At 69.5% G+C, this 24,994-nt stretch carries 20 protein-coding genes; 13 read left to right on the top strand and 7 right to left on the bottom strand.

Features of this window, described 5'->3' with window-relative positions:
• Positions 1–23: 23 nt before the first annotated feature.
• The 5 genes from AORI_RS69600 to AORI_RS69580 all read right to left on the bottom strand — a co-directional run bounded on the left by AORI_RS69600 (position 24) and on the right by AORI_RS69580 (position 8,002).
• A complete protein-coding gene (locus tag AORI_RS69600; protein WP_016336040.1) occupies positions 24–2,180 on the bottom strand; it encodes an AbfB domain-containing protein in 2,157 nt (718 codons plus the stop codon).
• A gap of 85 nt (positions 2,181–2,265) precedes the next feature.
• The gene (locus tag AORI_RS69595; RefSeq protein WP_016336039.1) at positions 2,266–4,293 is read right to left on the bottom strand and encodes an AbfB domain-containing protein; all 2,028 of its coding nucleotides are present in this window, start codon (positions 4,291–4,293) and stop codon (positions 2,266–2,268) included.
• 105 nt (positions 4,294–4,398) lie between these two features.
• Positions 4,399–5,484 (bottom strand): hypothetical protein, encoded by a 1,086-nt coding sequence (locus tag AORI_RS69590; protein WP_016336038.1) that lies wholly within the window; start codon positions 5,482–5,484, stop codon positions 4,399–4,401.
• 472 nt (positions 5,485–5,956) lie between these two features.
• Entirely contained in the window at positions 5,957–6,241 is a 285-nt protein-coding gene (locus AORI_RS69585; protein WP_016336037.1) for an Lrp/AsnC family transcriptional regulator, read from the bottom strand.
• Positions 6,242–6,280: 39 nt separating this feature from the next.
• Complete coding sequence (locus AORI_RS69580; RefSeq protein WP_016336036.1) at positions 6,281–8,002, bottom strand: DEDD exonuclease domain-containing protein; 1,722 nt, start codon at positions 8,000–8,002, stop codon at positions 6,281–6,283.
• Positions 8,003–8,098: 96 nt separating this feature from the next.
• On the opposite strand from AORI_RS69580, the gene AORI_RS69575 reads away from it, so the two are divergent.
• Positions 8,099–9,487, top strand: coding sequence for an NYN domain-containing protein (locus AORI_RS69575; protein WP_016336035.1), 1,389 nt, complete (start codon positions 8,099–8,101; stop codon positions 9,485–9,487).
• A 44-nt stretch (positions 9,488–9,531) separates the two neighbouring features.
• On the opposite strand, the gene AORI_RS69570 is transcribed toward AORI_RS69575, so the two are convergent.
• Positions 9,532–10,524, bottom strand: a complete 993-nt coding sequence (locus AORI_RS69570) for a hypothetical protein (RefSeq protein WP_016336034.1) — start codon at positions 10,522–10,524, stop codon at positions 9,532–9,534.
• 141 nt (positions 10,525–10,665) lie between these two features.
• Between AORI_RS69570 and AORI_RS69565 the strand changes: the two genes are divergently transcribed.
• The 3 genes from AORI_RS69565 to AORI_RS69555 all read left to right on the top strand — a co-directional run bounded on the left by AORI_RS69565 (position 10,666) and on the right by AORI_RS69555 (position 13,643).
• On the top strand, positions 10,666–10,908 hold the full coding sequence (locus tag AORI_RS69565; protein WP_016336033.1) for a hypothetical protein: 243 nt from the start codon (positions 10,666–10,668) through the stop codon (positions 10,906–10,908).
• A gap of 447 nt (positions 10,909–11,355) precedes the next feature.
• Positions 11,356–12,408 carry a C40 family peptidase gene (locus AORI_RS69560; protein ID WP_016336032.1) on the top strand — a complete coding sequence of 351 codons (1,053 nt, stop codon included), beginning with the start codon at positions 11,356–11,358 and terminating at the stop codon, positions 12,406–12,408.
• Positions 12,409–12,485: 77 nt separating this feature from the next.
• The gene (locus AORI_RS69555) at positions 12,486–13,643 is read left to right on the top strand and encodes a glycosyltransferase family 4 protein (RefSeq protein ID WP_200870939.1); all 1,158 of its coding nucleotides are present in this window, start codon (positions 12,486–12,488) and stop codon (positions 13,641–13,643) included.
• 4 nt (positions 13,644–13,647) lie between these two features.
• Here AORI_RS69555 and AORI_RS69550 read toward each other — a convergent pair whose 3' ends face one another.
• Positions 13,648–14,271 (bottom strand): nucleoside/nucleotide kinase family protein, encoded by a 624-nt coding sequence (locus AORI_RS69550; RefSeq protein WP_016336030.1) that lies wholly within the window; start codon positions 14,269–14,271, stop codon positions 13,648–13,650.
• Between the two features lie 124 nt (positions 14,272–14,395).
• Here AORI_RS69550 and AORI_RS69545 point away from each other — a divergent pair, with 124 nt between their 5' ends.
• The 9 genes from AORI_RS69545 to AORI_RS69510 all read left to right on the top strand — a co-directional run bounded on the left by AORI_RS69545 (position 14,396) and on the right by AORI_RS69510 (position 24,967).
• Positions 14,396–14,749: an SRPBCC domain-containing protein gene (locus AORI_RS69545; RefSeq protein WP_016336029.1), complete on the top strand. Its 354-nt coding sequence runs from the start codon at positions 14,396–14,398 to the stop codon at positions 14,747–14,749.
• A gap of 25 nt (positions 14,750–14,774) precedes the next feature.
• Positions 14,775–15,974 (top strand): cytochrome P450 family protein, encoded by a 1,200-nt coding sequence (locus AORI_RS69540; protein WP_016336028.1) that lies wholly within the window; start codon positions 14,775–14,777, stop codon positions 15,972–15,974.
• A gap of 25 nt (positions 15,975–15,999) precedes the next feature.
• Entirely contained in the window at positions 16,000–17,280 is a 1,281-nt protein-coding gene (locus AORI_RS69535; protein ID WP_016336027.1) for an adenosylmethionine--8-amino-7-oxononanoate transaminase, read from the top strand.
• Between the two features lie 239 nt (positions 17,281–17,519).
• A complete protein-coding gene (locus tag AORI_RS69530; protein ID WP_016336026.1) occupies positions 17,520–19,772 on the top strand; it encodes a bifunctional SulP family inorganic anion transporter/carbonic anhydrase in 2,253 nt (750 codons plus the stop codon).
• A 232-nt stretch (positions 19,773–20,004) separates the two neighbouring features.
• Positions 20,005–22,209, top strand: a complete 2,205-nt coding sequence (locus tag AORI_RS69525) for a SulP family inorganic anion transporter (RefSeq protein ID WP_043849068.1) — start codon at positions 20,005–20,007, stop codon at positions 22,207–22,209.
• Between the two features lie 49 nt (positions 22,210–22,258).
• The gene (gene bioD / locus AORI_RS69520) at positions 22,259–22,981 is read left to right on the top strand and encodes a dethiobiotin synthase (protein WP_043848281.1); all 723 of its coding nucleotides are present in this window, start codon (positions 22,259–22,261) and stop codon (positions 22,979–22,981) included.
• A gap of 84 nt (positions 22,982–23,065) precedes the next feature.
• Positions 23,066–24,082, top strand: a complete 1,017-nt coding sequence (gene bioB / locus AORI_RS69515) for a biotin synthase BioB (RefSeq protein ID WP_016336023.1) — start codon at positions 23,066–23,068, stop codon at positions 24,080–24,082.
• Complete coding sequence (gene bsaP / locus AORI_RS84465) at positions 24,069–24,272, top strand: biotin synthase auxiliary protein BsaP (protein ID WP_081809725.1); 204 nt, start codon at positions 24,069–24,071, stop codon at positions 24,270–24,272. Before bioB ends, bsaP begins: the two co-directional genes overlap by 14 nt.
• 89 nt (positions 24,273–24,361) lie before the next feature.
• A complete protein-coding gene (locus tag AORI_RS69510) occupies positions 24,362–24,967 on the top strand; it encodes a DUF2567 domain-containing protein (protein WP_016336022.1) in 606 nt (201 codons plus the stop codon).
• The last annotated feature ends 27 nt before the right edge of the window (positions 24,968–24,994 follow it).

Raw genomic sequence — 24,994 nt, 5'->3', positions numbered from 1 at the left:
CCCGGCAAGGCACCTCGGGCTTGTCAGTTGTAGTACTCTTTCGCGCCTTCGGCGGCGGTGTGTTCGATCCTTCCGTTCTGGAAGTAGCTCACGCGTTTACCGGGTACGCCGGGGAAATCCATTTCGTCGGAAGTGGGATAGCCGAGCCTGCTCCGTTCGTATTGCAGTGCCGCCCACCGATCGAAAATGGCCCCGTAGATCAGCTTCGGGCCGATGTTCGGGTGGTACCAGATGCCTCTGGGGCCGGCGAACAGGTTGCGCATGCCCTTCCCGTCGGGCAGGTATCCCGTGTCCCCGCTGGGGATGAATCCCGGAATGTTCCGGCCGCCGGATTCGAGGTACTTGTTGAGCAGCGGGTCCATTATCCGGACCACGCCGTGCTGGGCCGACCAGAAGGCGCCACCCTTCTGGAAGCGTTTGTACCGGATGCCGTTCAAGATGTTTTCCGGCTGGGTCTGCGGGCCGAGGCCGTTCCAGCCCCACCAGTCCTCGTTGAGCCAGCGCTCGTCGATCTTCGTGGTGATCGAAGGGTTGGGGCCGACGGGAATCCAGCTGATGTCGGCGGAGAAGTTGCCGTCGGTGTCGAAGTTGTTCTCCTTGCTCAGGCCGTTGGCCGCCCAGAGCTCGCCCCAGTACTGCCGCAGATAGCGGCCCGGATGCGCCTTCGCCTCCAGTGTCACGTTGGTCGGATTGCCGTCCCTGCCCGCCTTGGCGCACCAGGTGGCGTTGAGTTTGTAGACGTCGGTGCCGTCGTTGCCCGCCAGCTGCACCCGCAGGTTCGGCGCGATGCGCAGGTAACTGCCGACCCGGGTGGCCGATTCGAGCGAGAAGCAGTTCGCGTCGGCGAGCCCGGGGACGATCTTCCAGGTGGCGTCGCCCAAGGGCGCGGTGACGACATTCGACGGCTGGGTTCCCGGGGTGGCCCAGGCATCGCCGCCGGCACTGCGGACGTGCCAGCCCCGCCGTCCGGCGGTGACTCCGGCGAACGCCTGTTCCAGCACGGTGTACTGGCCCCTGGCGAGGAAGTCCTTGACCTGGTCCCAGGTCCCGTTCGCGGCGACGTCGCCCGCCGCCGCGGCGAGCCGGGGACGGAGCCTGCTCGCGTCGGCCTTGGCCTTGATGTCGCGGACCTTCTGCCGGTCGGCCTCCTCCCGTTCCCGCAGGATCCGGGCGTCGTCCCTGGCACGGGCCTCGGCGACCCCGGTCCTGATGTAGCGGTCCCAGTCGGCCGCCACCCCGGCGAGGGCGACGGTGGCCGCGTCCTTGATCTCGCGGTGCGCGGGGTCGGCGAGTTCCGGGGTCTTCAGCAGCTCGCGGATGAAGTCGTCGTCGGCGAGGTCGAGCCAGGCCGCGACGGCGATGACGGGAACCTTGTCGCAGGCGTCCTTCTTCGCCATCCTGGCGGCTTCCCTGCGGGCGGCCTCCTGGTTCTCCTGGTTCAACCGGTCGAGGTAGTCGAGCTGGTCCTGGTGATTCAGCGCCCGGATCTTGTTCTCGATGAAGTCCTTCCACACCGCCGCGTCACCGCCGAACGCGTCGAAGGCGCCCTGCTTGAGTTTCGGCTGTTCCGGCCTCGCCTTCTGGTACACCTTGTAGATGAACATCTGATCGTTGTCGTTGAGCATGACGTCGTCGAAACCGACGATGTCGGCGTCGATCAGGATCTCCCGGCGCAGCTGGACGGTGCGGTCCCACGCCTCCTGGCGACGCTGCCGTTCGACGCGGTCGCGGGCGGCGAAATCGAAGACGCCGGTGCGGATGAACGCCGTGGCGTCGGGGGCGGCGTTGTTGTCGAGCATGACCTTGTAGACGCGGTAGGCCTCGGCCTTGGTGACCGGGAAGTTCGTCGCGTTGATCTTGTCGTAGACCTTGAAGACGAAATTCATGTCGGTGGCTTCGCGCCATTCCTTGGTGGCCTCACCGACTTCGATCTCGAAAACCGCCCGCACCTTTTCGGTTTCGGTCGCGCTGGGCAGTTCGGCCGCCGTGGCGTCCGGGCTTTCGCGGGGAACCGGTGCCTCGGGGGCGGGCGGGGCGGGCGCCTCGACGGTCGGGCTCGACGGTGCCGGGGGAGCGGCGTACCCGGTGGCCGGGGTGAACAGGCCGCACAGCACGGTCACGGCGGTCAGGACGGCGATACTTCCGGCTGGTCGTCTGCCGACGATCAGTGATCTTCGCATTTCGCATACCTTTGTTCGGACGAAAGGGTCAGCCGGGGGCCAGGGAGCGTTTCCCAGGCCCCCGGCTGGAGCAGGACGAATTCGGTCAGCCGACGGACATGTACACGAGGATTTCGTACGTGCTGGAGTTCCAGGTCATGTAGCCGTGCTCGAAATTGCTCTGGCGGCCGATGGGGATGGTGAACTCGTCGCTGGTCGGAAAACCGAGCTTGCCGTTTTCCGCGCCGAGCGAATTCCACCGGTCGCGAATGGAGCCCATCACGAATTTGGCTCCGGTCGCCGGCGTCCAGTAGATCGCCATGTTGTGGCCGTGGAAGTTGATCATCGACCGGTTGACCCCGTTGAGCTGGTTGGTACTCGGCAGCAGCCACTTGTGCCCGCCGAGGCTCAGGTACCGGGTGAGGATCTCGCCGGTGATGAACTTCGCGCCGGTCTCCGGGCCCCAGTACAGGCGGCCGTTGGTGAATTCGCGGAACCGGACACCGGCGTCGTAGGTTTCCGCCGCCTTCGGATTACCGGCGAGCCCGCGCAGGCCGTCGTTGTTGAACCAGTCCAGCATGAGCGGCGTCGACACCTCGGGATTCGGTGCGACCACCCGCCAGTGCGAGTCCTCGACGAAGAGCCGGTCCGTGTCGAACCAGTTCCCGCCACCCTGCTGGGCGATCCAGAGCTGCGCGTCGATATGCCGCATGATCCGGCCCGGGTGCGCCTTCGACTCCAGCTGGACCTCGCCGCCGTTGCGCCGCGGGCACCAGGTGGCGTCCTTCTTGAACTGGTCGGTGCCGTCGTTGCCGTGCAGTTTGACCCGCAGATCCTGCTGCCGCAGGTAGTTCCCGGCGCGGTCGGTGGACTCCAGGGAGTAGCACAGCGGATCGGCGAGCCCGCTCGCCACCTTCCAGGTCGCGTACGGCAACGGCTTGGTTCCGTCGGTGCCGGGGTTCCCCGTGGTGATCCACGCGTCGCCCCCGCCGGTATGGACGTGCCAGCCCCGGACGCCGGGGGTGTAGGTCCCGAACGACTGGGTCAGCACCTCGTACTGGCCCGTGCGCAGGAACGTGACCACCGCGTCGCGGTTGCCCGCGAGCGCCACGTTGGCGGCCGCGACCAGCCGCGGCCGGAGCCCGCTGTTCTCCGCGCGGACCTTGAGCTGCCGGACGGCGTCCCGGTTGGCCTGGTCTTCCTGCGCTTCACGGCGGGCCTTGTCCCGGCCGGCCGCCGCCTTGAGCCCGGTGTCGATGAAGGCCTTCCACACCGCCGGATCCGTGCTGCGGGAGGCGCGTTCCGCCGCGTCCTTGATCTCGATGTTCGCCGGGTTGGCCAGTTCGGGCAGCCGCAGCAGCTCACGGACGAAGACGTCGTCCTCGGCGTCCAGCCAGACGTTCTGGAAGGGGGCCGGGATCTCGGCGACGGCGGTGCGCCGCTTGATGTCGCGCTCTTCCCGTGCCGCCTTCTCGGCGTTCTCCTGCCGGAGGCGTTCCAGGTGTTCGATGATGTCCTGCTCGGCGAGGTCGAGGATGGTGACCTCGATGAAGGTCTTCCACACGGCGGCGTCGCCCTTGTACGCGGCCATCGCACCGCTCTGGACCTTGGAGCCGCTCTTGGCCCGGCTGGCGACCTGGAAGACGAAGTTCCGGTCGGTGAGGTCGAGCAGCACGGGGTCCAGCGGGATGATGCGGGCGTTCTCCAGCGCCTTCATCCGCGCGCCGATCCGGTCCCGCCGTTCGATGTCGCGGAGGATCTTCTCGTCGTGGTCGCGCTGGACGAATTCGTGGATACCGGTCCGGATGAACGCCGAGGCGTCGGCGACGGTGAGACCGTAGATCCGTGACGCTTCCGCCTTGGTGCGGGGGAAGGCGTCGATGCTGATCTTCTCGTAGACCTTGAAGACGAAGTTCTTGTCGGACAGCCTCAGCCAATCGTCGGTCGCCTCACCGACTTCGATGGCCTCCACGGCCAGCACCTTGTCCCGCTGTGACGCCGGGGGAACCGTGGTCGACTCGAGGTCGGGTTCCGCGGTGGGCACGGCGGGCGGCACACCCTGGCCGGGTGGTGTTTCGGCCGCACCCGCCGGTGCGCCCATCAGCCCCGCGAACACGGCGGCGACGGCGGCCACCGTGATACCACGGCTGAGCCATGGCCTTGACATGGACGTTCTTCGCATACCCCAGTCACCTATTCTCGAGAGGAAGCCGCCGCGGGAAACCGGGCGGCGGAATGATCAGCTCGGGTTCTTGATCCGCTGCTCGCCTTCGAGGGCCTTCCGCAGCAACGACTCCCAGTACTCGACGTTTTCGCCGGAGAGGGACCGGTTGTCCGTCCAGTCGCCTTCCACCGTCTTCGCGGGGTCGATGATCGCTTTCCAGTTGGGGTTCTGGGCGGCTTGCTGCGCGGCGAGCAGGATGGCGTGCCAGGTTTCCGCCTGCCGCTGGGCGAAGTCCCTCGCCTCTTCCCATTTCGACCGCACCGGCGAAACCTCGGTGCCGACCTTGCGCCAGGCTGCAGCGGCCCGGTCACGGGCCTCCTTGCCTGCTTCGCCTTCGATGTCCCGCGCGGCCTTTTCGGCGGCTTCGGCGTCGACGATCAGCTGGGTGATCGTCAGTTGCCACTGGCGGTTCTGGCGCAGCATCTCTTCGCGGAAGGTCTCGATGTCCAGCCGCGCGCCCTGTGCCCAGCCCCAGGCGAAGAAATCGGTCAGGTCGTCGTCGGTCGCCCCCTCGCGGACCGCGTAGGCCGCGGCGAATCTCACCTGGGTGCCCGGATCCCGCTCGGCGAGCATCCGCACGTATCGGCGGTCCTCCTCGACGAGGGCACGTTTCTGCTCGCCGAGGTCGGCGCGGAACTTCTGATCCCGCGCCTTCGCGGCTTCGTAGCCGCCGCCGTGACAGAACTGCTCCCGTTTGGCCGCGGTCGCCGTCAAGTGGTGGTTCGCCGCGTCGTAGACCTCCGGCGAGTAGGCCCGGAGGTGGGTCTCCAGCAGTCGCCGGAGGAACCGCTTGTTGCCTTCGTCGCGGTTGAGCGCCCGCTGTGTCGCGTATTCGAGCCCGCCGCCGGGATAGCGGAGGAACTCGATGGACGCCGCCTCCGGGTCTTCGCTGAGCAGAGCGATCCACGCGTCCGTCTTCACCGTGCTGTGGACGCTGTACCTGGCGTGGGTCAGGACCTCCCAGCGGGCGATCTCGCCGGGTGTCATCGCCGCGGCCGTGGCGTGTACTCCGGTTTCGGCGGCGAGCCCCGCCGGAACGGCGACCGTCCCGGAGAACAACGCCGCGGCGCAAAGCGCGCAGGACAAAATACGCTTGTACACTCCAAGCCCCCAGTCAGCTTCGGTGCAGGTTGAATTAACGGAGACCCTTCCCGGACGGTGCCGGGAAAGGTGTCGGTGGCAACGGCGTCCGGAATCGAGACCGGAGCCGGCGATGAATTCGAATTTCTTCGAATCCTTGTCGGGAAAACGCCAGCGCTTTCCCGGCGACTGTTTCAGTCACCGGGAAAGGGTTCGGGTTTCGTCAGTGGCCGCGTATCCGGCGGCTTCGGTGATGGATCGGCGAGCCGCTCCCGCCTACGGGCGGTGCGGTGGCTCGCGTGGAGTGAATGTGGCGGCAATCGCCGCGATCCCATGACGGATCGATCATCGGTACATACCCCGGAATCCCCAGTACCGGAATTCCCCCAGTGAAATTCCGATTCTGATCCCAGCTAACCGCGAATGGGCGGTTTGCGCAAGATGCACCCCGAAGGTTAAAAAGTCACCGACGGGGCGAGGTTCTTGTTTGTCCTCAAGCTCCTTCGACGCCGATGTCGAACGCGGACTCCTTGTCGGCCTTCGAGTACGAGCGGAACGCGATATGCGTGACGGTGCTCAGCACGCCGGGGACCTTGCCGATCTTCGCCGGGATCAGGTCCGCGAGGTCTTCGTGGGCCGTGACTCGGACCGAAGCGACCAGATCGACGTCGCCCGCGCAGGAGTAGACCTCGCGGACACCCTCGATGTCCGCGATCGCCTGCGCCGCCTCGGGGATGGCATCGGCCTCGACCTGGATCAACACGATCGCGGTGATCACTACAGCGCCTCCTACGTCAATGAATCCGGTGTGCGAATCCTAGCCCGCCACCCGTTCCAGCGCCGTCGCGCTCGCCGCCAGGTCGAGCCACTCCTGCCAGCCGCCGGCGACGGCCGCCGGCTCCGCCCAGGGATGTGTCGTGCGCACGAGCCGGACACCCGGACGGGTCAGCCAGCGCAGCAGGATGCCGATCTCTTCGGGGATCGCGCCGAAGAGCGGGCCGGGCCCCGGGATCACCGTCTCCGCCGAGGCCACGAGCATCTCGACGACCGGCATCGGCGGCACCCCGCGCCGCGCGACCCCCGCCGACGCGAGCCTGCCGTGCCGGATCACCGCCAGTTCCCAGCCGCCGTTCCCGTCCGGCCCGGCGGCGATCAGCTCCGGGATACCCGCCAGCGCCGACTGCCGGTGCGCCCGGCCGACCGCGCGGATCAGCCCGGCCAGCTGATCGCGATGCTGGGCGGCCTGCTCGTAATGCTCCGCCGCGGCGAGCCGGGCCAGCTGGTCGGCGGCGGCCCGCAGCGGACGCCCGTCCGTCCCGGCGATGAGGCCGGACACCGCCAGCACTCCCGGCCGGTACGCCTCGACCGTCTGCTTCCCGGCGCACGGCGCGCCGCAGCGGCCGAGCTCGGCGAGGACGCAGGGGGTCCCGTTCGGCGAGGTCGCCGAGATGCGCTGGGTGCACGTCCGCAGCCCGGAGGCGCCGGCGAGGGTGTCCGCGGCGGACCGGGCGTCGGTCTGGGTGCGAAAGGGCCCCAGCATCCCGTCTCGCGGCATGCGGACCACGGAGAGGCGCGGGAACGCCTCCTCGGTCAGCGCGACCCACCACGAGTGCCGGGGGTTCTTGGAACGGCGGTTGTACATGGGGCGGTGGGCGGCGATCAGCCTAAGCTCGCGGACGGCGGCTTCGAGCGCGTGCGCGCATTCCACCGCGTCGACCCGCTCGGCCAGCGCGACCATCTCCCGGATCCGCCCCCGGCTCTCCGAACCGGTGAAGTACTGCCGGACCCGGCGGCGCAGATCGGACGACGTCCCGACGTAGAGGACCTCGTCGCTCGGGCCGCGGAAGAGATAGACCCCCGGCCTCGACGGCAGATGTTCGGCCAGCGACCGTTTGCGGCGCTGGACCGCGGTCACCTCGGGCAGGTAGTCCAGCAGCTCTTCGAGGGTGTGGACGCCGAGGTTGCCCACCCGTTCGAGCAGCGCGTGCAGGACGTCGACGGTGGCGCGCGCGTCCGCGAGCGCGCGGTGGTTCGGCGTCGTGCGCGCTCCGAACAACGCCGCCAGCGCGGAAAGCCGGTAGCTGGGCGTCTCGTCGCGGGAAATGACCCGGCGGGCGAGCCGGACCGTGCAGACGACGGCCGTCTTGGGCCAGTGGTAGCCGTGGCCCTCGCAGGCCGCGCGCATGAACCCGGTGTCGAAGGCGGCGTTGTGCGCCACGAGCACGGCACCGGAGATGAATTCGAGGAACGCGGGCAGCACGCGCTCGATCCGGGGAGCGTCGTAGACCATCGCGCCGGTGATGCCGGTGAGCTCGACGATCTGCGGCGGGATCGGCATCCCCGGGTTGACGAAGGTGGCGAACTCGCCGACGATCTCGCCCGCGCGGATCTTGACCGCGCCGATCTCGGTGATCCCGTCCGGGCCGGGTTTCGTCCCGGTGGTCTCCAGGTCGAATACGACGAAGGTGATGTCCCGCAAAGGAGTTCCCAGCTCGTCGAAGGCGAGTTGCGCCGCGCCGGGCCGCCGTCCGGTGTCCATGGTCGGGCACAGTAGGGGCGGGCACCGACAATCCCAGGATGCGCGCACGCCGTCCCATCGAGCGCGCCCCGAGGCCATGGGGCCTACGCTGGAGCGATGCAACCGCAGCCCGCAGTGCCCGAAACGCCCGAGGACGCCACCGGCGGCCCCTCGGGTGTCGTGGCGTCGGCGGATGCGCCGGAGCCGTCCGAAGAGGTGCCCGTCGAAGGCTGGACCGCGTTGCCGGAGACCGTGCGGGAGCGGATCGCCGAGCTGGCGGCCGCCGCCGTCGGCAAACTGCCGGTCGCCGACGTGCCGAGGCAGCTGCGCCCGGTGGCGAAGTTCGCCCCGGCGAAACGCGCGAAACTCGGCGGGACGGCGTTGCTCACCGCGTTGGGGGAGTCTTCGCAGTTCCGCGTCGCGGTCACCGAATGGCTGCGTGACCACCGCAAGGACGCCCTGGACCCGAACGCCCCCGATTCCGTCGCCGCCGCGGCGGCCGCCGTGCTGCTCGGAGAGGCGGGCGCGGCCGGACGGGTCCGGCTGGTGGCGAAAAACGCCGAGGAGACGGCGTTGCGTGCCGAACGCGACGCCGCGCTGGCCCGTAACCAGCGGCTGGAGACCGAACTGGCCCAGCTGCGCGAAGAACTGCGCGAGGCCAAGGAGATCGCCGGCAGCGCGCGGGGTGAACGCGACGCCGAGGTCGAAAAGCTGTTGAAACGCCTGCGGGAACAAGGTGTCCAACTGCGCCAGGCGAAGGACGCCGTCGCGGAGGCGCACGCTCGGCTGGAAAGCGGAGGCGCCGAAAGCGCCGAAGAGATCAAGGCGCTGAAGGCCCAGCTGGACCGTGAGAGGCAGCGAGTCGCGGCAGAGCGGGCTCGGGCGGAAAAAGCCGTCACGGACGCCGAGATCGCCCGTCAGTCCGCCCGTGAGGCGCGTCAGGCCGACGAGGTCAGGCTCGGGCTGCTGCTGGACACGATCGAAGGCGCCGTCGGCGGGCTTCGCCGCGAGCTTTCGGTGAGCGCGCGGGGGCAGCGTCCGGCGGACATGGTGCGCGGCGCGACTTCGGGCCTCGGGGCGGGCGGCAAGATCCAGGACGTCACCGCGCTCGACCGGCATCTCGCGCTGCCCAACGTGCACCTGATCGTCGACGGCTACAACGTCACGAAGACCGGGTATCCGGAGCTGGCGCTCTCCGACCAGCGAGACCGGCTGATCCACCAGCTGTCCGCACTCGCCGCGCGGACTTCGGCCGAAGTCACCGTCGTGTTCGACGGCGCCGGTGTGCTTTCCGTGCCCGCCGCGGTGCCGCGCGGGGTGCGGGTGCTGTTCTCCGAACGCGGCGTGCTCGCGGACGACGTCATCCGGTCCCTCGTCGCGGCCGAGCCGCCGGGGCGGCCGATGGTGGTCGCGAGCACGGACCGGGCGGTGGCGGATTCGGTGCGGGGCAAGGGTGCGCATCCGGTGCCTTCGGCGGTGCTGGTGTCGCGGCTCAGCCGGGTGTGAAGTGTGTCGTGAGTGGTAAAGACGGTTAGAACCGTCCTTACCACTCACGAGCATCTCGGGCAGGTGACCCGCTCGGCCGTCGGTCGCCACCCCTCCCGCACCAGGACCGTCCGCACCTCGGCCGCGACTTGGCACGGCGAATTCCGGACGTCCCGCCAGCCGTAGACCAGACGGGCCCGGCCGGCGAGTTCGGCCGCGTTGTCCCGCCGGCGGTCCCGGAACGCGACGGCGGCCATCGCGTGGGTTGCCCGCCCATCCAGACGGACGGTCAGCGCCGCGCCTCGTGAGTCGTAGGTGACGTCTTCCCACAACGTCTTCCCGTCGACCTTGACCGCTGTCTGCCGGTCGCCCGGCGGCAGGCCGTGCTTTTCCTCCACCTGCTCTTTGAACTCCACTTCGAGCGCCGACATGAGGCCTCCGGCAACCAGTTCGAGACCTCGCTGGATCTCGGCGCGGAAGCGGAAAGGCGGACGCGTCGAGACGCACTCCCGCATCGCGGAGACCGGGACTTTGCTCCGGCTGACGAGGTCGACGACGACGTTCACCGCGTCCCGTGCGCTGGCCTGGGAGACCGCCAGATCGACGATCGTGTCCGTGGGTTTGGTACGCGGCGGCCATGCCTCGGCGGCCGCGTACGGGAGCGCTCGCGACCTGTGCACCTTCACCAGTGAAGGCTGGGAAATCGCGGAACTGGAATAGGGCACCGTGATCTCGATCGGACCTTCCTCGACCGGCACGAGCCGCCATTCCTCGGCGGCGGTGCGATGGCTCAGCACCGCGTGCCCGCCTCCGTAGCGGAGCGCGGCATGAATCCTGGCCTGCCTCGGGAGAAGGCCGGTGAAAGTCGCGTAGACCCGCGGTAGTACACGCTGCCAGCGCCCTGCCTCGAGGTTCGCGACGATGGCGGCCTTGCTGTGTCCATAGGCCAGAAGCTGCGCTCTGGTCACGATGCCGTGCTGTTCCTGAATCAGGACCGGCCAGCTCGGTCGTTGTTCGGCCGGGATGGCTTCTTCCGACCAGCGTCTGTGTAGGGGCACACGTCCACGGTGGCCGGGCGACAGGGCGACAAGGAAACGCTGCCGAAAGTTGTGGATGGAAGGACTGGTTGTGGACAAGGCCCGAAACTGTCGGTGGTCGCTCTTAATGTGCGCCTCACCACTGAAAGTGAGGAGCCCGAGATGGACGACAAGGCCATCGCCGATATAGCGGACATAGAGACGCTCGTCATCGATTGCGACCGCTGCGCGGTCCGCGGTGACGCATGTCATGACTGTGTCGTCAGCGTCCTTCTCGGCGCGCCGCCCGCGCTCGAATGGGACGCCGACGAGCGGAAAGCGGTCGACGCGCTCGCCGAAGCCGGGATGGTGCCGCGCCTCCGGATGGTCGAGATCGTCGGGCAGGAGCGCCGGAAATCGGCCTGACGACACACCTCGACCGGGGCATTCGACGAGTGGTCGATCCGATCGGGTGAACGGTAGGTAGTCGTGACCAGCCCCAGGATGTAACGCCCGTCACACCTTTCCGCTCATGCTGGTCCGAAGGTGTTTCGGCGCATCACGGAGAGTTTTTGCCCTTCCCATGGTGGACGCGGTGCCCCTGGTTTCGTAACCTGTCCGAGATCTCGTGGCCGGAAGCCGTCGCCGGACGGCGACACGGGATCGCCACTGAGGCAGCTTTGTCGGGGAGCTGCACCGGAACCAGCCAAGCGCCAAACCTGTTGCGATAGCACTCGGCCAGGCGCGAGGCGGGCAACGCGGGGAACCGCGCGGACCTCACGGTCGGCGTCGCGGCTTCGCGGAAGAGGGCCCCCGACCTCTTCGTCCCGGGTTCCGAGTCGGTGGCCGACAGCAAAGGAGACACGCGCGACCGTGCAGTCGCATCCAGTCAAGCGCGTGGTGTCAGGAGCTCTGGCCGCGGCCGCGGTGATCACCGCGGTGACAGTGGCCCAGCCTTCAGCCACCGCTGCCCCAGGCCCCGCCCTCCAACAGCCCCCGTCCGGCTCGGACGCGCTCGCCAAGTACCGCGACCTCGCGGCACAGGCCGAGAAGGCGAACGAAGACCTCCTCAAGGCGAAGGACGACCTCGCCGCGAAGCAGGGTGAGCTCGACAAGGCGACCGCCGACGCCGCCGCGGCCAAGGAACTCGGCATCAAGGCGGCCGGTGACGAGAAGACCTTCCAGGCCGAGGTGAACAAGTTCGCCGGTGCCTCCTTCACCAGCGGTGTGCAGCTGAACAAGCTGTCGTCGCTGCTGTCGGGCGCGTCGACCCAGGACTTCCTGGAGCGTTCCTCGGCACTCGAGGTCCTCGCCGCGAACAAGAACACCGCTCTGACCAACCTGAGCGGTGCCGTCGCCCAGGCCGCGGCCGCGGCCAAGCAGGCGGCGGACGCCCAGAACACCGCCACCTCCGCCCGTGACGCGGCCGCCAAGCTGACCACGGACATCGAGGCGCGCCAGAAGACGCTGAGCGACCAGCTCAAGGAGATCGAGCGCGCCGGCGGCAACCTGAGCGCCGCGGATCGCAACGCCCAGAAGGACAAGGGCGGCGCGTTCCCGAACCTGCCCGCCCCGGGTCCCGCCGCGGCGGCGGCCCTCGCGGCCGCGAAGAGCAAGCTCGGCAGCCCGTACGGCTGGGGTGACACCGGACCGTCGTCCTTCGACTGCTCCGGTCTGATGCTCTGGGCGTATAAGCAGGCCGGTCTGACCCTGCCGCGGTCCAGCCGTCAGCAGTCGACCTTCGGCGCCCCGGTGCAGAGGTCGCAGCTCCAGCCGGGCGACCTGGTGTTCTACAACTCGCCGGTCTCGCACGTCGGCATGTACGTCGGCAACGGCATGATGGTGCACGCGCCGACCACCGGTGACGTCGTCAAGGTGTCGCCGCTGCAGAACAACTACGTCGGCGCCCGTCGCCCGACGGCCTGACGAACAGACGACAAGGGGCGGTACCGCGCAGGCGGTGCCGCCCCTTTCGCACGCGGAGGGCCAAGTAGCCTGCAGGGGTGCTGAGGACCCTGCTGGTGACCAACGACTTCCCGCCCCGGCCGGGCGGTATCCAGAACTACCTGAACTCGCTGGCCACCCGCCTGCCCGCGGACGACCTGGTCGTCTACGCCCCCTCATGGGAGTCGAGCACCGGCTCGCACGGCGAGTTCGACGCCGCCGCCCCGTTCGAGGTGGTGCGCCATCCGACGTCGCTGATGCTGCCGACCCCGGACGTGCTCAAGCGGGCGAAGGAGATCATGCGCGCCCGCGACTGCGAGGCCGTCTGGTTCGGCGCCGCGGCGCCGCTGGCGTTGCTGGGGCATCCGCTGCGGGCGGCGGGCGCGCGCCGGGTGCTGGCGTCGACGCACGGACACGAGGTCGGCTGGTCGATGCTGCCGGGCTCACGGCAGGCGCTGCGGCGGATCGGCGACACCGTCGACGTGATCACTTACGTCAGCAAGTACACGCGTTCCCGGTTTTCGGCCGCCTTCGGCCCGATGGCGGGGCTGGAGATGCTCCCGTGCGGCGTCGACACCGCGCTCTACCGGCCGGATCCGGCCGCCGGCAAGGAGATCCGCGAGCGGCACGGGCTCGCCGACCGGCCGACGATCGTCTGCGTTTCGCGGCTGGTGCCGCGAAAGGGCCAGGACATGCTGATCAAGATCCTGCCCGAGCTGCGCAAGCGGATCCCGGACGTGGCGCTGCTGCTCGTCGGCGGCGGTCCGTACCGCAAGACGCTCACCGGACTCGTCGAAGCGCTGGGGGTCGAGGACAGCGTCGTCATCACCGGATCGGTGCCGTGGAAGGAGTTGCCCGCGCACTACAACGCGGGTGACGTCTTCGCGATGCCGGCGCGGACGCGCGGGAAGGGGCTCGACGTCGAGGGCCTGGGCATCGTGTACCTGGAAGCGTCGGCGACCGGGCTGCCGGTCGTCGCCGGGAATTCCGGTGGTGCACCGGAAACGGTGCTGGACGAGGTCACCGGGCACGTCGTCGACGGCCGCGACGAGCAGCAGCTGAGGGAGACGCTGGCCGCGTTGCTGGCCGATCCGGTGCGGGCACGGCGGATGGGGGCCGCCGGTCGCGACTGGGTCGGCGAGAACTGGCGGTGGGACACCATGGCGAGCCGGCTTTCCGGCCTGCTCGACGGCGACCCCGTCGCGGCGGTGCGTTGAGGAATCAGGGTTCGTAACGCGCCGGATGCTTCGGATCGTCGACGCGGATCACCACGTCCGACAGCGCCGACGGATCGACTTCCTGTTCGTAGCGCGCGTAAGCGGGGAGTGCCCAGGCGTCGGGCACGCGCCGCTTCAGCGCGCCGGGCGAGAGCCACAGGTGCACGCTCAGGTCGAAGGCGAGCCCCGCGCCGAACAGGAACTCGCCGTCCAGCAGGACGACGCCGCCCTCGGGCAGTTCGACGCGTTCGGCGCGGGTGGCGCGATCGCGGACGGGATCCCACAAGGACGGGAGGACCAGGCCGCTTCCGTCCTCGGCGAGCGGGTCGAGCACTTCGCGGCGCAGGGCCCCGAGGTCGAGCCAGTCGCTGTAGCGCGAGTCCGGGTCCTCCTTGCCGCGTTCGAAGCGCAACGAGGCGGGGCGGAGGAAGTCGTTCGCCGAGATCCGCAACACCGCGTGACCGGCGATCCGCAGGGGATCGACCAGGGCGTCGGCGAGTTCTGTGGTGTTGGTCGCACCGGCCGCGCCGTCGATCGCGACCGCGATCCGGCGGCGGCCCGTGATCGCCGTGATGCGCTCGGTCAGTTCGGAGACCAGCAGAGCGGGAGAAATCGGACGGTAGCGCACGGGAAGACATCCTCCACCCGGACCGGTGACTGTCGCACGGTACACCCGATGGGATGATGGCCCGGTGACCAAGACAACGGCCAAAACAGCCGGAAGTGGTTGGCAGGTAGGCGTTTCCCAGACGGTGCCGTACAGCGGCACCCAGGTGTGGGACTTCCTGGTCGGACGCGAGGGCGTCGGCATCTGGCTCGGTCCGGGCGCCGAACTCGGCCACGAGCTGGGCGCGGCGTACGAGACGGCCAACGGGACGACCGGCGAGATCCGCGGCCGCTCCGAAGGCGACAAGCTCCGGCTGACCTGGCGCCCGAAGGACTGGGACCACGATTCGACCCTGCAGATCACGGTGAGCGGCACCGACCAGAAGACCACGCTCCGTTTCCACCAGGAATGGCTCGCGGGCGCCGACGAGCGCGAGGAACAGCGGGCATACTGGACCGAGGTGACCGAGCGAGTGGTGGCCGCGCTGGCCGAACGCTGACCGGCGCGCCGGGGGAGGCGTACCGATGGGGGAACCGAAGAACCTGGACTGGGAGCTCGTCCAGGATCCACACCGGGTTTCGGCACTGCTGCGTGAAGAGGGCCCGGCCCGCAAGGTCCGGTTGCCGCGCGGCCTGAACGTCTGGATCGTCACCGGATACGCCGAAGCCCGCGCGATCCTCGCGGATTCCCGGGTGGGCAAGGATCCGGAGGCGATCCGGCGGCTCTTCGAACGCGACGGTTTCGAATCCGCGGCCGACAACGCCGTCCGCGCGCTCGGCGCGCATATGCTCAACTCGGATCCGCCGGACCACACGCGGTTGCGCAAACTGGTCAACCAGGCCTTCACCTCCCGTACGGTTTCCCGTCTGCGGCCGAGGATCGAGCAGATCACCGCGGAACTGCTGGACGGCATCGGCGACGCCGAGCGCATCGACCTCCTGCCCGCTTTCGCCGTCCCGTTGCCGATCCGGGTGATCTGCGAACTGCTCGGCGTCCACGCGGGCGACCAGCCGGCGTTCGCGACCTGGTCGAACACGATGGTCGCCTGGTCGACGCCGGAGGAACTCCAGGCCGCGGCCGCGAAGATGCACGCGTACCTCGTCGACCTCATCGAAGAGAAGCGCGCCGAGCCCGCCGATGACCTGCTTTCGGCCCTGATCCACGCCAGCGACGAAGGCGATTCGCTCACCGCGGACGAATTGCTGGCCATGGCGTTCCTGCTGCTGGTGGCGGGATTCGAGACGACGGTCAACCTGATCGCGAACAGCGTCTTGGCGCTGCTTCGGGAGCCGGACCAGCTGGCCGCCCTCCGGTCTGATCCCGCCCTGATCCCCGGCGCGGTCGAGGAGTTCCTGCGCTACGACGGCGCGATCCACCTGGCGACCATCCGGTTCACCAAGGAGGCCGTGCCCGTCGGTGACGTCGAAATCCCGGCAGGCGAGTTCGTGCTCGTCTCCCTGCTGGGCGCGAACCGGGACGCCGGACGGTTCGAAGACCCGGACCGCCTGGACGTCACGCGTTCGGCGTCGGGGCATCTCGCGTTCGGCCACGGCATCCACTACTGCGTCGGCGCCCCGCTGGCTCGGCTGGAGGCCGAGATCGCCTTGCGCGGGCTGCTGGAGAGGTTCCCCGCCCTCGGCCTGGACGCCGAACCGGAAACCCTGCGGTGGCGGGAAAGCACCCTGGTCCACGGTCTGGAGACCCTCCCTGTGCGCCTGCGCTGAGGAGGGCGTGTCGTAGGGTCGCCGGATGGACGCCGCCGAACTCCTCGCGCTCGACGCGGAACACGTCTGGCACCCGTACGGGCCGATGCCGAGCACGATCGACTCCCTGCTGGTCCGCGAGGCGAGCGGGGTCCGGCTCACCCTCGACGACGGCCGCGAACTGATCGACGGCATGTCGTCGTGGTGGGCGGCGATCCACGGCTACCGGAACCCGGTGCTGGACGCGGCGCTGGCGGAGCAGGCGGGCCGGATGAGCCACGTGATGTTCGGCGGGCTCACCCACGAACCGGCGATCAGGCTGGCGAAGACCCTCGTCGACCTCGCGCCGGAGGGGTTGCGTCACGTCTTCCTGTGCGACTCGGGGTCGGTGTCGGTCGAGGTCGCGGTCAAGATGTGCCTGCAGTACTGGCAGTCGGTGGGGCGCAAGGAAAAGCGGCGCCTGATGACCTGGCGCGGCGGCTACCACGGCGACACGTTCACGCCGATGAGCGTCTGCGACCCCGAGGGCGGGATGCACTCGCTGTGGCGCGGGATCCTGCCGGATCAGCTGTTCCTGCCCAGGCCGCCCGGCGGTTTCGCCGACGAGCCGGATCAGGACTACCTGGAGCTGCTCGCGACCGAGATCGGGCGGCACGCGGGTGAGCTGGCCGCGATCATCGTCGAGCCGGTCGTGCAGGGCGCCGGCGGGATGCGGTTCCACCCGCCCGCGTACCTGCGCGCGCTGCACGAGATCACCGAGGCGAACGACGTCCTGCTCATCTTCGACGAGATCGCCACCGGTTTCGGCCGCACCGGCCGGATGTTCGCCGCCGAGCACGCCGGGGTCACGCCCGACGTCCTGTGCCTCGGCAAGGCGCTGACCGGCGGGTACCTGACGATGGCGGCGGCGCTGTGCACCCCGGAGATCGCCGACGGGATCTCGCGCGGTGAGCTGCCCGTGCTGGCGCACGGCCCGACGTTCATGGCGAACCCGCTGTCCTCGGCCGTCGCCAACGCCTCGCTGGGGATCCTGGCCGAAGGCGGCTGGAGGTCCGACGTCCCGCGGATCGAGGCCGCGCTGAAGGCCGGGCTCGAACCGGCTCGCGAACTCCCCGCGGTCGCCGACGTGCGCGTGCTCGGCGCCATCGGCGTGATCGAACTGGACCATCCCGTGGACATGGCGGTGGCGACGGAGATCCTGACCGGGAACGGGGTCTGGCTGCGCCCGTTCCGGAACCTGATCTACACGATGCCGCCCTACATCTCCGAGGCGGACGACCTCGCCGCGATCACTTCCGCAATGGTGTCGGCCGCACAAAAAGCGTAAAAACGGCAAAATTCAGCCCAAAGAGTGTGACAGCGGCCACAGCATTCCGGAGAGGCCACGCTCGGTACAGAGCGTGGTCGCGAGTTGATCTTGGTCAAGCGAACGGGCGAGTCCGATCGGGGTCCTTCTCGGGTGCTTTGTCGCGAAAGCCGGGTATGTCCTAGTTCGCTGGCGCACAAGCAAACCTGAGAAACCTTTGCGTAGCGGACTTTTGCGCGCCGATCCGGTTTCCTGCCCCCATGATCGACATCGTTGGTGACGAGCACGACACCGGGCCTCCGGGCCGCCGCAATCCCGCATCGACCCTCCTGAAGAACCTCCGCCACGACGTCCCGGCTTCGGTCGTCGTCTTCCTCGTGGCCGTCCCGCTTTCGCTCGGCGTCGCGCACGCCGCCGGAGCCCCCTTGCTCGCGGGACTCGTCTCCGCCGTCGTCGGCGGGATCGTCGCGAGCCTCTTCGGCGCCTCTCCCCTGCAGGTCAGCGGTCCCTCCGCCGCGCTGACCATCGTCATCGCGGAGAGCATCGCCACCTTCGGCTGGGCCGCCACCTGCGCGATCACCGCCGGGGCGGGCCTGGTCCAGATCCTCTTCGGCCTCTGCCGCGTCGCCCGCGCCTCACTGGTGATCTCGCCCGCCATCGTGCACGGCCTGCTCGCCGGGATCGGGTTGATCCTCGTCCTCGGCCAGCTGCACGTCGTGCTCGGCGGCACGGCGCGGGGTTCCACGATCGAGAACGTCCTCGCGCTGCCGGGCCGGATCGTCGGGCACCACGACCAGGCCGCGCTGATCGGTGTCGTCACCGTCGGTGTTCTGCTGGCCTGGACGCGGATGCCGCGATCGGTGCGCCGCGTCCCCGGGCCGCTCGCCGCCGTCGCGCTGGCGACCGGCCTTTCCGTCGCGGCGGGGATGGACCTGCCGCGCGTCGACCTCCCGAACGGCTTGCCGGGGCTGGGTTTCGTCCCCGAGGTGCCGTCCGGGTCCTGGGCCGCGATCATCGGGGCCGTCCTCTCCATCGCGCTCATCGCCAGCCTGGAGAGCCTGCTTTCCGCCGTGGCCATCGACAAACTCCGCGACGGGCAGCGCACCGACCTCAACCGCGAACTGGTCGGCCAGGGCCTGGCGAACGTCGCCGCCGGGTCGCTCGGCGGGTTCCCGGTCACCGGCGTCGTCGTGCGCACCATGACCAATTTCGAAGCTGGCGCCCGCACCCGGATGTCGGCGACCCTGCACAGCGTCTGGATCCTCGGCTGCTGTCTGTTCCTCGCGGGCGCGCTGCGGCTGATCCCGCTCGCCGCGCTCGCCGGTCTCCTCGTCTACGTCGGCGCCAAACTGGTCAACCTCACCAATCTCCGCGAGGTCCGCCGTCACGGTGATCTGCCGGTCTATCTCGCGACCCTGCTCGGCGCGGTCGCCGTGAACCTGCTGACCGGGGTCGCCGCGGGGATCGCGGTGGCGCTCGCGCTGATGCTGCGCCGCATGCTGTTCTCCGGGATCCACGTCGAACGGGACGGCTCGCGGACCCGCGTCGTCATCGAAGGCGCGCTCACTTTCCTTTCCGTGCCAAGGCTCACGACCGTGCTGGGGGAAGTTCCCGAGCGGGCGGAGGTGACGCTGGAACTGTTCGTCGACTACCTCGACCACGCCGCTTTCGACTGCCTGCGCGGCTGGCAGCGCGCGTACGAACGCGCCGGGGGAACCGTGATCGTCGACGAGATCGGGCATCCGTGGTTCGAACGCGGCAAGGCGGGTGTGCCGACCGTGCGCCGCGGCGTGGCGTCCCGCGTGGTGCCGCGCTGGCTCGCGCCGTGGTCGCAATGGCAGGCCGAACATCTCGAACTGCCGAGCCAGCGCGGCGGCAGCGTTCCGTTGTGCCGCGGTGCTTCGGAGTTCCAGCGGCGGACGGCGCCGCTGCTGCGGAGCACCTGGGACGGGCTGGCGAACGGGCAACAGCCGCATACGCTCTTCATCACCTGTGGCGACGCGCGGATCGTCCCGAACCTGATCACCACGAGCGGGCCGGGTGACCTGTTCACCGTGCGGAACATCGGGAACCTCGTCCCGCGCGCCGAAGCGGACTTCTCGGTGGGGGCGGCGATCGAGTACGCCGTCGGGCTGCTGCGGGTGCGGGAAGTGGTGGTGTGCGGGCATTCCGGCTGTGGCGCGATGAAGGCGTTGCTCGGGGACGCGCCCGCCGGCCTCGCGCATCTCGGCGGCTGGCTCCGTCATGGCGAGGCGACCATGCGGCGCAGGGAAAGCGAAGGGCCGGTGCTGCTCGACGGCGTGCGGCCGTCGCACGAAGGCGATCGGCTCGCGCTGCACAACGTGGTGCAGCAACTGGAAAACCTGCGTTCGTACCCAGTTGTCGACGCCGCGCTGGCGCGCGGGGAACTGCGGCTGACGGGGATGTACTTCGACGTCGGGAAGGCGAACGTGTACCTGCTCGACGAAGCGCTGCGGTCGTTCACCTCGGCGGCGGCCCCGGTGAAGTCCTGACACGTCGTGAGTGGCGAGGACGGTTCTAACCGTCCTCGCCACTCACGACGATCTTGGCCGGGCGGCCGACCGATAGTTCCCAGGATCCGGGACAGGACAAGGCTTTTCGCAACACTGGAGTCATCTCCAGGCAACGAATCGAGGCGAAAGTGGGCCACGCCACCCGTTCGTAGAGTGATGTTCACTCGATCAGGTGGTGCGAATCGGACAATTCACCAGTTTCCTGGTGATCATGCTCGCCAGTTCTAAGAAGCCCAAACCTCTCGCCGTGCTTCGTCACGACCTGCCCGCCTCGTTGGTGGTGTTCCTCGTCGCCGTCCCGCTTTCCCTCGGGATCGCTCTCGCGTCAGGGGCGCCGATCGTCGCGGGGCTGATCGCTGCCGTGGTGGGAGGTGTGGTCGCGGGAGCCCTCGGCGGCTCCGTGCTTCAGGTCAGCGGCCCGGCCGCCGGCCTGACGGTGATCATGGCCGAGACCATCGCGACCTTCGGCTGGGCGACCACCTGCGCGATCACCGTCGCCGCGGGCGCGCTGCAGATCCTGCTGGGGCTGAGCCGGATCGCCCGCGCGGCGCTCGCCATCTCGCCCGCCATCGTCCACGGCATGCTGGCCGGCATCGGCGTCACGATCGTGCTCGGCCAGCTCCACGTCGTGCTGGGCGGAGCGGCGCAGAGTTCGGCGCTCGAGAACATCGCGCAACTGCCCGCGCAGATCGTCGGCCACCACGACACCGCCGCGCTGATCGGCGTGCTCACGATCGGCATCCTGCTCGTGTGGCCGCGGCTGCCCAAGGCCGTCCGCAAGGTGCCCGGCCCGCTCGCCGCGATCGCGCTGGTGACCGTGCTGTCCGTCGCCACCGCGATGACCCTGCCCCGGGTCGACCTGCCGGGCGACCTGCTCAACATCCGTTTCGCGCCGGAATTCCCGGACACCGGCTGGGGCGCGTTCGCCGTCGCGGTCGTCACCATCGCCCTCATCGCGAGCGTGGAAAGCCTGCTTTCGGCCGTCGCCGTCGACAAGATGCACACCGGGCCGCGGTCGAACCTCGACCGCGAACTGATCGGCCAGGGCGCCGCGAACATGACCTCCGGCGCACTGGGCGGTCTCCCCGTCACCGGCGTGATCGTCCGCAGCTCGACCAACGTCGCCGCCGGTGCGCGCACCCGGGCGTCCGCGGTCCTGCACGGCGTCTGGATCCTGGTGTTCGTCGCCGCGTTCGCCGGGCTCATCCAGAACATCCCGCTCGCCGCGCTGGCCGGTCTGCTCGTCCACGTCGGCGCGAAACTGGTGAACCCCGGCCACATGAAGCAGGTCCTCAAGCACGGTGACCTGGGGCTGTACCTGGTGACGCTCGCCGGTGTAGTCGTCTTCGACCTGCTCACCGGCGTCCTGCTCGGGATCGCGCTGTCGGTGCTGCTGATGCTGCGGCGCACGGTGTGGTCCGGGATCCACGCCGAGCGCGACGGCGACGAATGGCGCGTCGTCGTCGAAGGCGTCCTGACGTTCCTTTCGGTGCCGAGGCTCAGCCGTGTGCTCGCGACCGTGCCCGAAGGCGCGAAGGTGACCTTGGAACTGGTCGTCGACTACCTCGATCACGCCGCCTTCGAGAGCCTGTCGAACTGGCAGCAGGGCCACGAACGAGCCGGCGGCACGGTGACTGTCGACGAGGTCGGGCATCCGTGGTTCGCCAAGGGCAAATCCGGAGATCCCACGCTGACCCGGACGGCCGCGGCGCGTTCGGTGCCGCGCTTCCTCGCCCCGTGGTCCGACTGGCAGGCCAAGGACGTCGAACTGCCCGGACAGCGCGGCGGGCCCACCCTGCGCGGGGCGACCGAGTTCCAGCGGCGTACCGCCGCGCTCATGCAGCCCGCGCTCAGCAAGCTGGCCGCCGGTCAGTCGCCGCACACCCTGTTCATCACCTGCGGTGACGCGCGGATCGTGCCGAACATGATCACCACGAGCGGTCCCGGTGACCTGTTCACCGTGCGCAACATCGGGAACCTCGTGCCCGCCCGCCGGGCCGATCCGTCGATGGGCGCCACCGTCGAGTTCGCCGTCGGCGTGCTGAAGGTGCGCGAGATCGTGGTCTGCGGTCATTCCGGCTGCGGCGCGATGCAGGCGCTGGCCACCGGAGCCCCGGACGGCGCGCCGATGCTGGCCTCCTGGCTGCGGCACGCCGAGCCGAGCGCGCATCGCGAGGCCACGGTGACCCTCGATGGCGAACGCCCGGGCAGCGAGGTCGACCGGCTCGCGCTCAAGAACGTGCTCCAGCAGCTGGAGCACCTGCGCCACTATCCGCTGATCGCCGAGGCGGAGGCGCGCGGCGAGCTGCACCTGACCGGGATGTACTTCGACGTCGGGGCGGCGCAGGTCTACCTGTCGGACGACGGGAGCCCGTCGTTCACCCCGGTCGGGGTCGTCACCGCATCCGGGGGCTAACGGAAGCCGTTCAGCGGGACTCGATTCCGACCCACTAGATTCAACGCACGTGAGCATGCTGGTCATGACCGGCACCGGTACGGGTGTCGGCAAGACGATCTCCACCGCCGCCATCGCCGCTCTGGCCGCCGGTCAGGGCCAGCGTGTCGCCGTGCTGAAACCGGCGCAGACCGGAGTGGGCCCGGACGAGCCGGGCGACCTCGCCGACGTCCTTCGCCTCGCCGGCCCGGTCACCACCCGTGAGCTGCGGAGGTACCCGGATCCGCTGTCGCCGGAGGCGGCGGCCAGGCTTTCGGGACTGCCGACGCTCGCCCCGAGCGAGATCGCCGCCGCGGCGAGCGACCTCGACGGCGAACACGACCTGACCCTCATCGAGGGCGCGGGCGGGCTGCTGGTGCGTTTCGACGCCGACGGGGCCACGCTGGCCGATGTCGCCTGGTCGCTGGGCGCGCTGGTCATCATCGTCGCCGAGGCCGGGCTGGGCACGCTCAACGCCACCGCCCTGACCGCCGAGGTCGCCACCAAACGCGGGCTGACCGTGGCCGGGGTGATCATCGGATCGTGGCCGGACGAGCCGGATCTGGCGGCGGTGTCGAATCTGCGGGACCTGCCGGTCGCCGCCGGGGCCCCGCTGCTGGGCGTGCTGCCCGCAGGCCTGGGCACGGCCGGGCCCGAGGAGTTCGCCGACCGGGCCAAGACGGGTCTTTCGCCGTGGTTCGGTGGTGAATTCGATCCGGAATGCTTCGTCGGCCGGGCCTCGGCACAGAAGTGACCTGCGTCGCTGTGGCCGAGCCGCCCGGTCGTGCACGATGATGTGCCTTCGCTTCACCGCCCCACCTCGAACAGGAGCCGCCTCGTGACCACTGCCCCGGAGACCGTCGACATCCTCGCCGTGGCGCGTGACCAGGTCCTCGAGCGCGGTGTCGGGCTCGGCGAGGAGCAGATCCTCGAAGTCCTGCGGCTCGACGACGACCGCCTGACCGACCTGCTGGCGCTGGCCCACGAGGTCCGGATGCGCTGGTGCGGCCCCGAGGTCGAGGTCGAGGGCATCATCAGCCTCAAGACCGGCGGCTGCCCGGAGGACTGCCACTTCTGCTCGCAGTCCGGCCGGTTCCCGACGCCGGTGCGGTCGGCGTGGCTGGACATCCCCGGCCTGGTCAAGGCCGCCCGCCAGACCGCCGAGACCGGCGCGACCGAGTTCTGCATCGTCGCCGCCGTCCGCGGCCCCGACAAGCGGCTGCTCTCGCAGGTCCGCGAGGGGATCAAGGCCATCCGCGAGGACGGCAACGACATCCAGATCGCGTGCTCGCTCGGCATGCTCACCCAGGAGCAGGTCGACGAGCTCGTCGAGATGGGCGTGCACCGCTACAACCACAACCTGGAGACCGCGCGCTCGCATTTCGCGAACGTCGTCACCACGCACACGTGGGAAGAGCGCTGGGAGACTCTCCGCATGATCCGCGAGGCGGGCATGGAGGTCTGCTGCGGCGGCATCATCGGCATGGGGGAGAGCGTCGAGCAGCGCGCCGAGTTCGCCGCGCAGCTGGCCGAACTGAACCCGGACGAGTGCACGATGAACTTCCTCATCCCGCAGCCGGGCACGCCGTATGAGGACTACGAGGTCGTCGAGGGCAAGGACGCGCTGCGCACCGTGGCCGCGTTCCGGCTCGCGATGCCCCGTCCGCTGCTCCGCTTCTCCGGCGGACGTGAGCTGACCTTCGGCGACCTGGGCACCAAGCAGGGCATGCTCGGCGGCATCAACGCGATCATCGTCGGCAACTACCTGACCAACCTCGGCCGCCCGGCCACCGCGGACCTGGCGATGCTCGAAGAGCTGAAGATGCCGGTGAAGGCGATCAGTGACGTCCTCTGACCCTGCGGCGTACTGCGTCCACTGTGGACAGACGTCCGACGGTGGCGCGGAGCATCCGGCTTGCCACAATCCCAGAACGGCACTCGAGCCGCCGCGGTACTGCACGTACTGCGCGCGGCGGATGGTCGTCCAGATCACCCCGGTCGGGTGGACGGCCCGGTGCAGCCGTCACGGTGAACTAGCCGGCTGACACTTTCCCGCCATTCGGTGCCGGGTTGCGTGCGCTGGGGGCGTCATTGGTTACGCTCTGCACAAGCAGCACGAGGGAGGAGTCCGGGGTTGGGCGAGACGACGGGTAAACCGGCGCACCTGTCTTCCAGCGTGCCCGACCCCTGGTCGGTGCCCGTGCTGCCGAGGCCTCGCCGCCCGTACCCCAAGGTCGTCGTCAAGGCCGATCTGCTGCCCGCGGTCAGCGTCCTGTCCACGGCCGGCCTGCTCGGTTTCCCGCTGGCCTGGCTGTGGGCGAGGCTCGCGCCGCCCCAGCGGATGCGGGTGATCAACGACCAGGGCGGTCTCGCCCCGCTGGAGCTGGAGAGCTGGCACCGCTTCGACGACCTCGCCGTCTACGGTTTCCTCGCGCTCGGCGCCGGGCTGCTGATCGGCATCGTGACCTGGCTGCTGCGGGAACGCCGCGGCCCGGTCGTGCTGATCGCCGCGACCGGCGGCGCGACCCTCGCGGGCTGGCTGGGGACGACGATGGGCGTCGCGTTCGCCAACGGCCGCTACGAGATCGGTGCCGCGCCCGCCGTCGGCGACGTCATCGCGAAGGCGCCGCAGATCGAATCGACGTGGATCATGCTCGCCGCGCCGTTGATGACGACGCTGGCGTACACGCTGCTGACCGCGTGGAACGGACGGGAAGACCTGGGCCGCCGCCTCGGCTGACGAATTTCCTCTAGGGTGGGCGGCAAC

It is taken from the genome of Amycolatopsis keratiniphila, from assembly GCF_000400635.2.
In the GTDB taxonomy this organism is placed as follows: Bacteria; Actinomycetota; Actinomycetes; order Mycobacteriales; family Pseudonocardiaceae; genus Amycolatopsis; species Amycolatopsis keratiniphila.
This window is presented reverse-complemented; position numbering and strand designations above follow the sequence as displayed.

Bases quoted from the DNA above. Each gene is read 5' to 3' on its own strand.
- AORI_RS69535 (WP_016336027.1), top strand. From the start codon at position 16,000: ATGGACGCCGCCGAACTCCTCGCGCTCGACGCGGAACACGTCTGGCAC.
- AORI_RS69565 (WP_016336033.1), top strand. From the start codon at position 10,666: ATGGACGACAAGGCCATCGCCGATATAGCGGACATAGAGACGCTCGTC.
- AORI_RS69580 (WP_016336036.1), bottom strand. From the start codon at position 8,002: ATGGACACCGGACGGCGGCCCGGCGCGGCGCAACTCGCCTTCGACGAG.
- AORI_RS69575 (WP_016336035.1), top strand. From the start codon at position 8,099: ATGCAACCGCAGCCCGCAGTGCCCGAAACGCCCGAGGACGCCACCGGC.
- AORI_RS69525 (WP_043849068.1), top strand. From the start codon at position 20,005: ATGCTCGCCAGTTCTAAGAAGCCCAAACCTCTCGCCGTGCTTCGTCAC.
- AORI_RS69530 (WP_016336026.1), top strand. From the start codon at position 17,520: ATGATCGACATCGTTGGTGACGAGCACGACACCGGGCCTCCGGGCCGC.
- AORI_RS69540 (WP_016336028.1), top strand. From the start codon at position 14,775: ATGGGGGAACCGAAGAACCTGGACTGGGAGCTCGTCCAGGATCCACAC.
- AORI_RS69600 (WP_016336040.1), bottom strand. From the start codon at position 2,180: ATGCGAAGATCACTGATCGTCGGCAGACGACCAGCCGGAAGTATCGCC.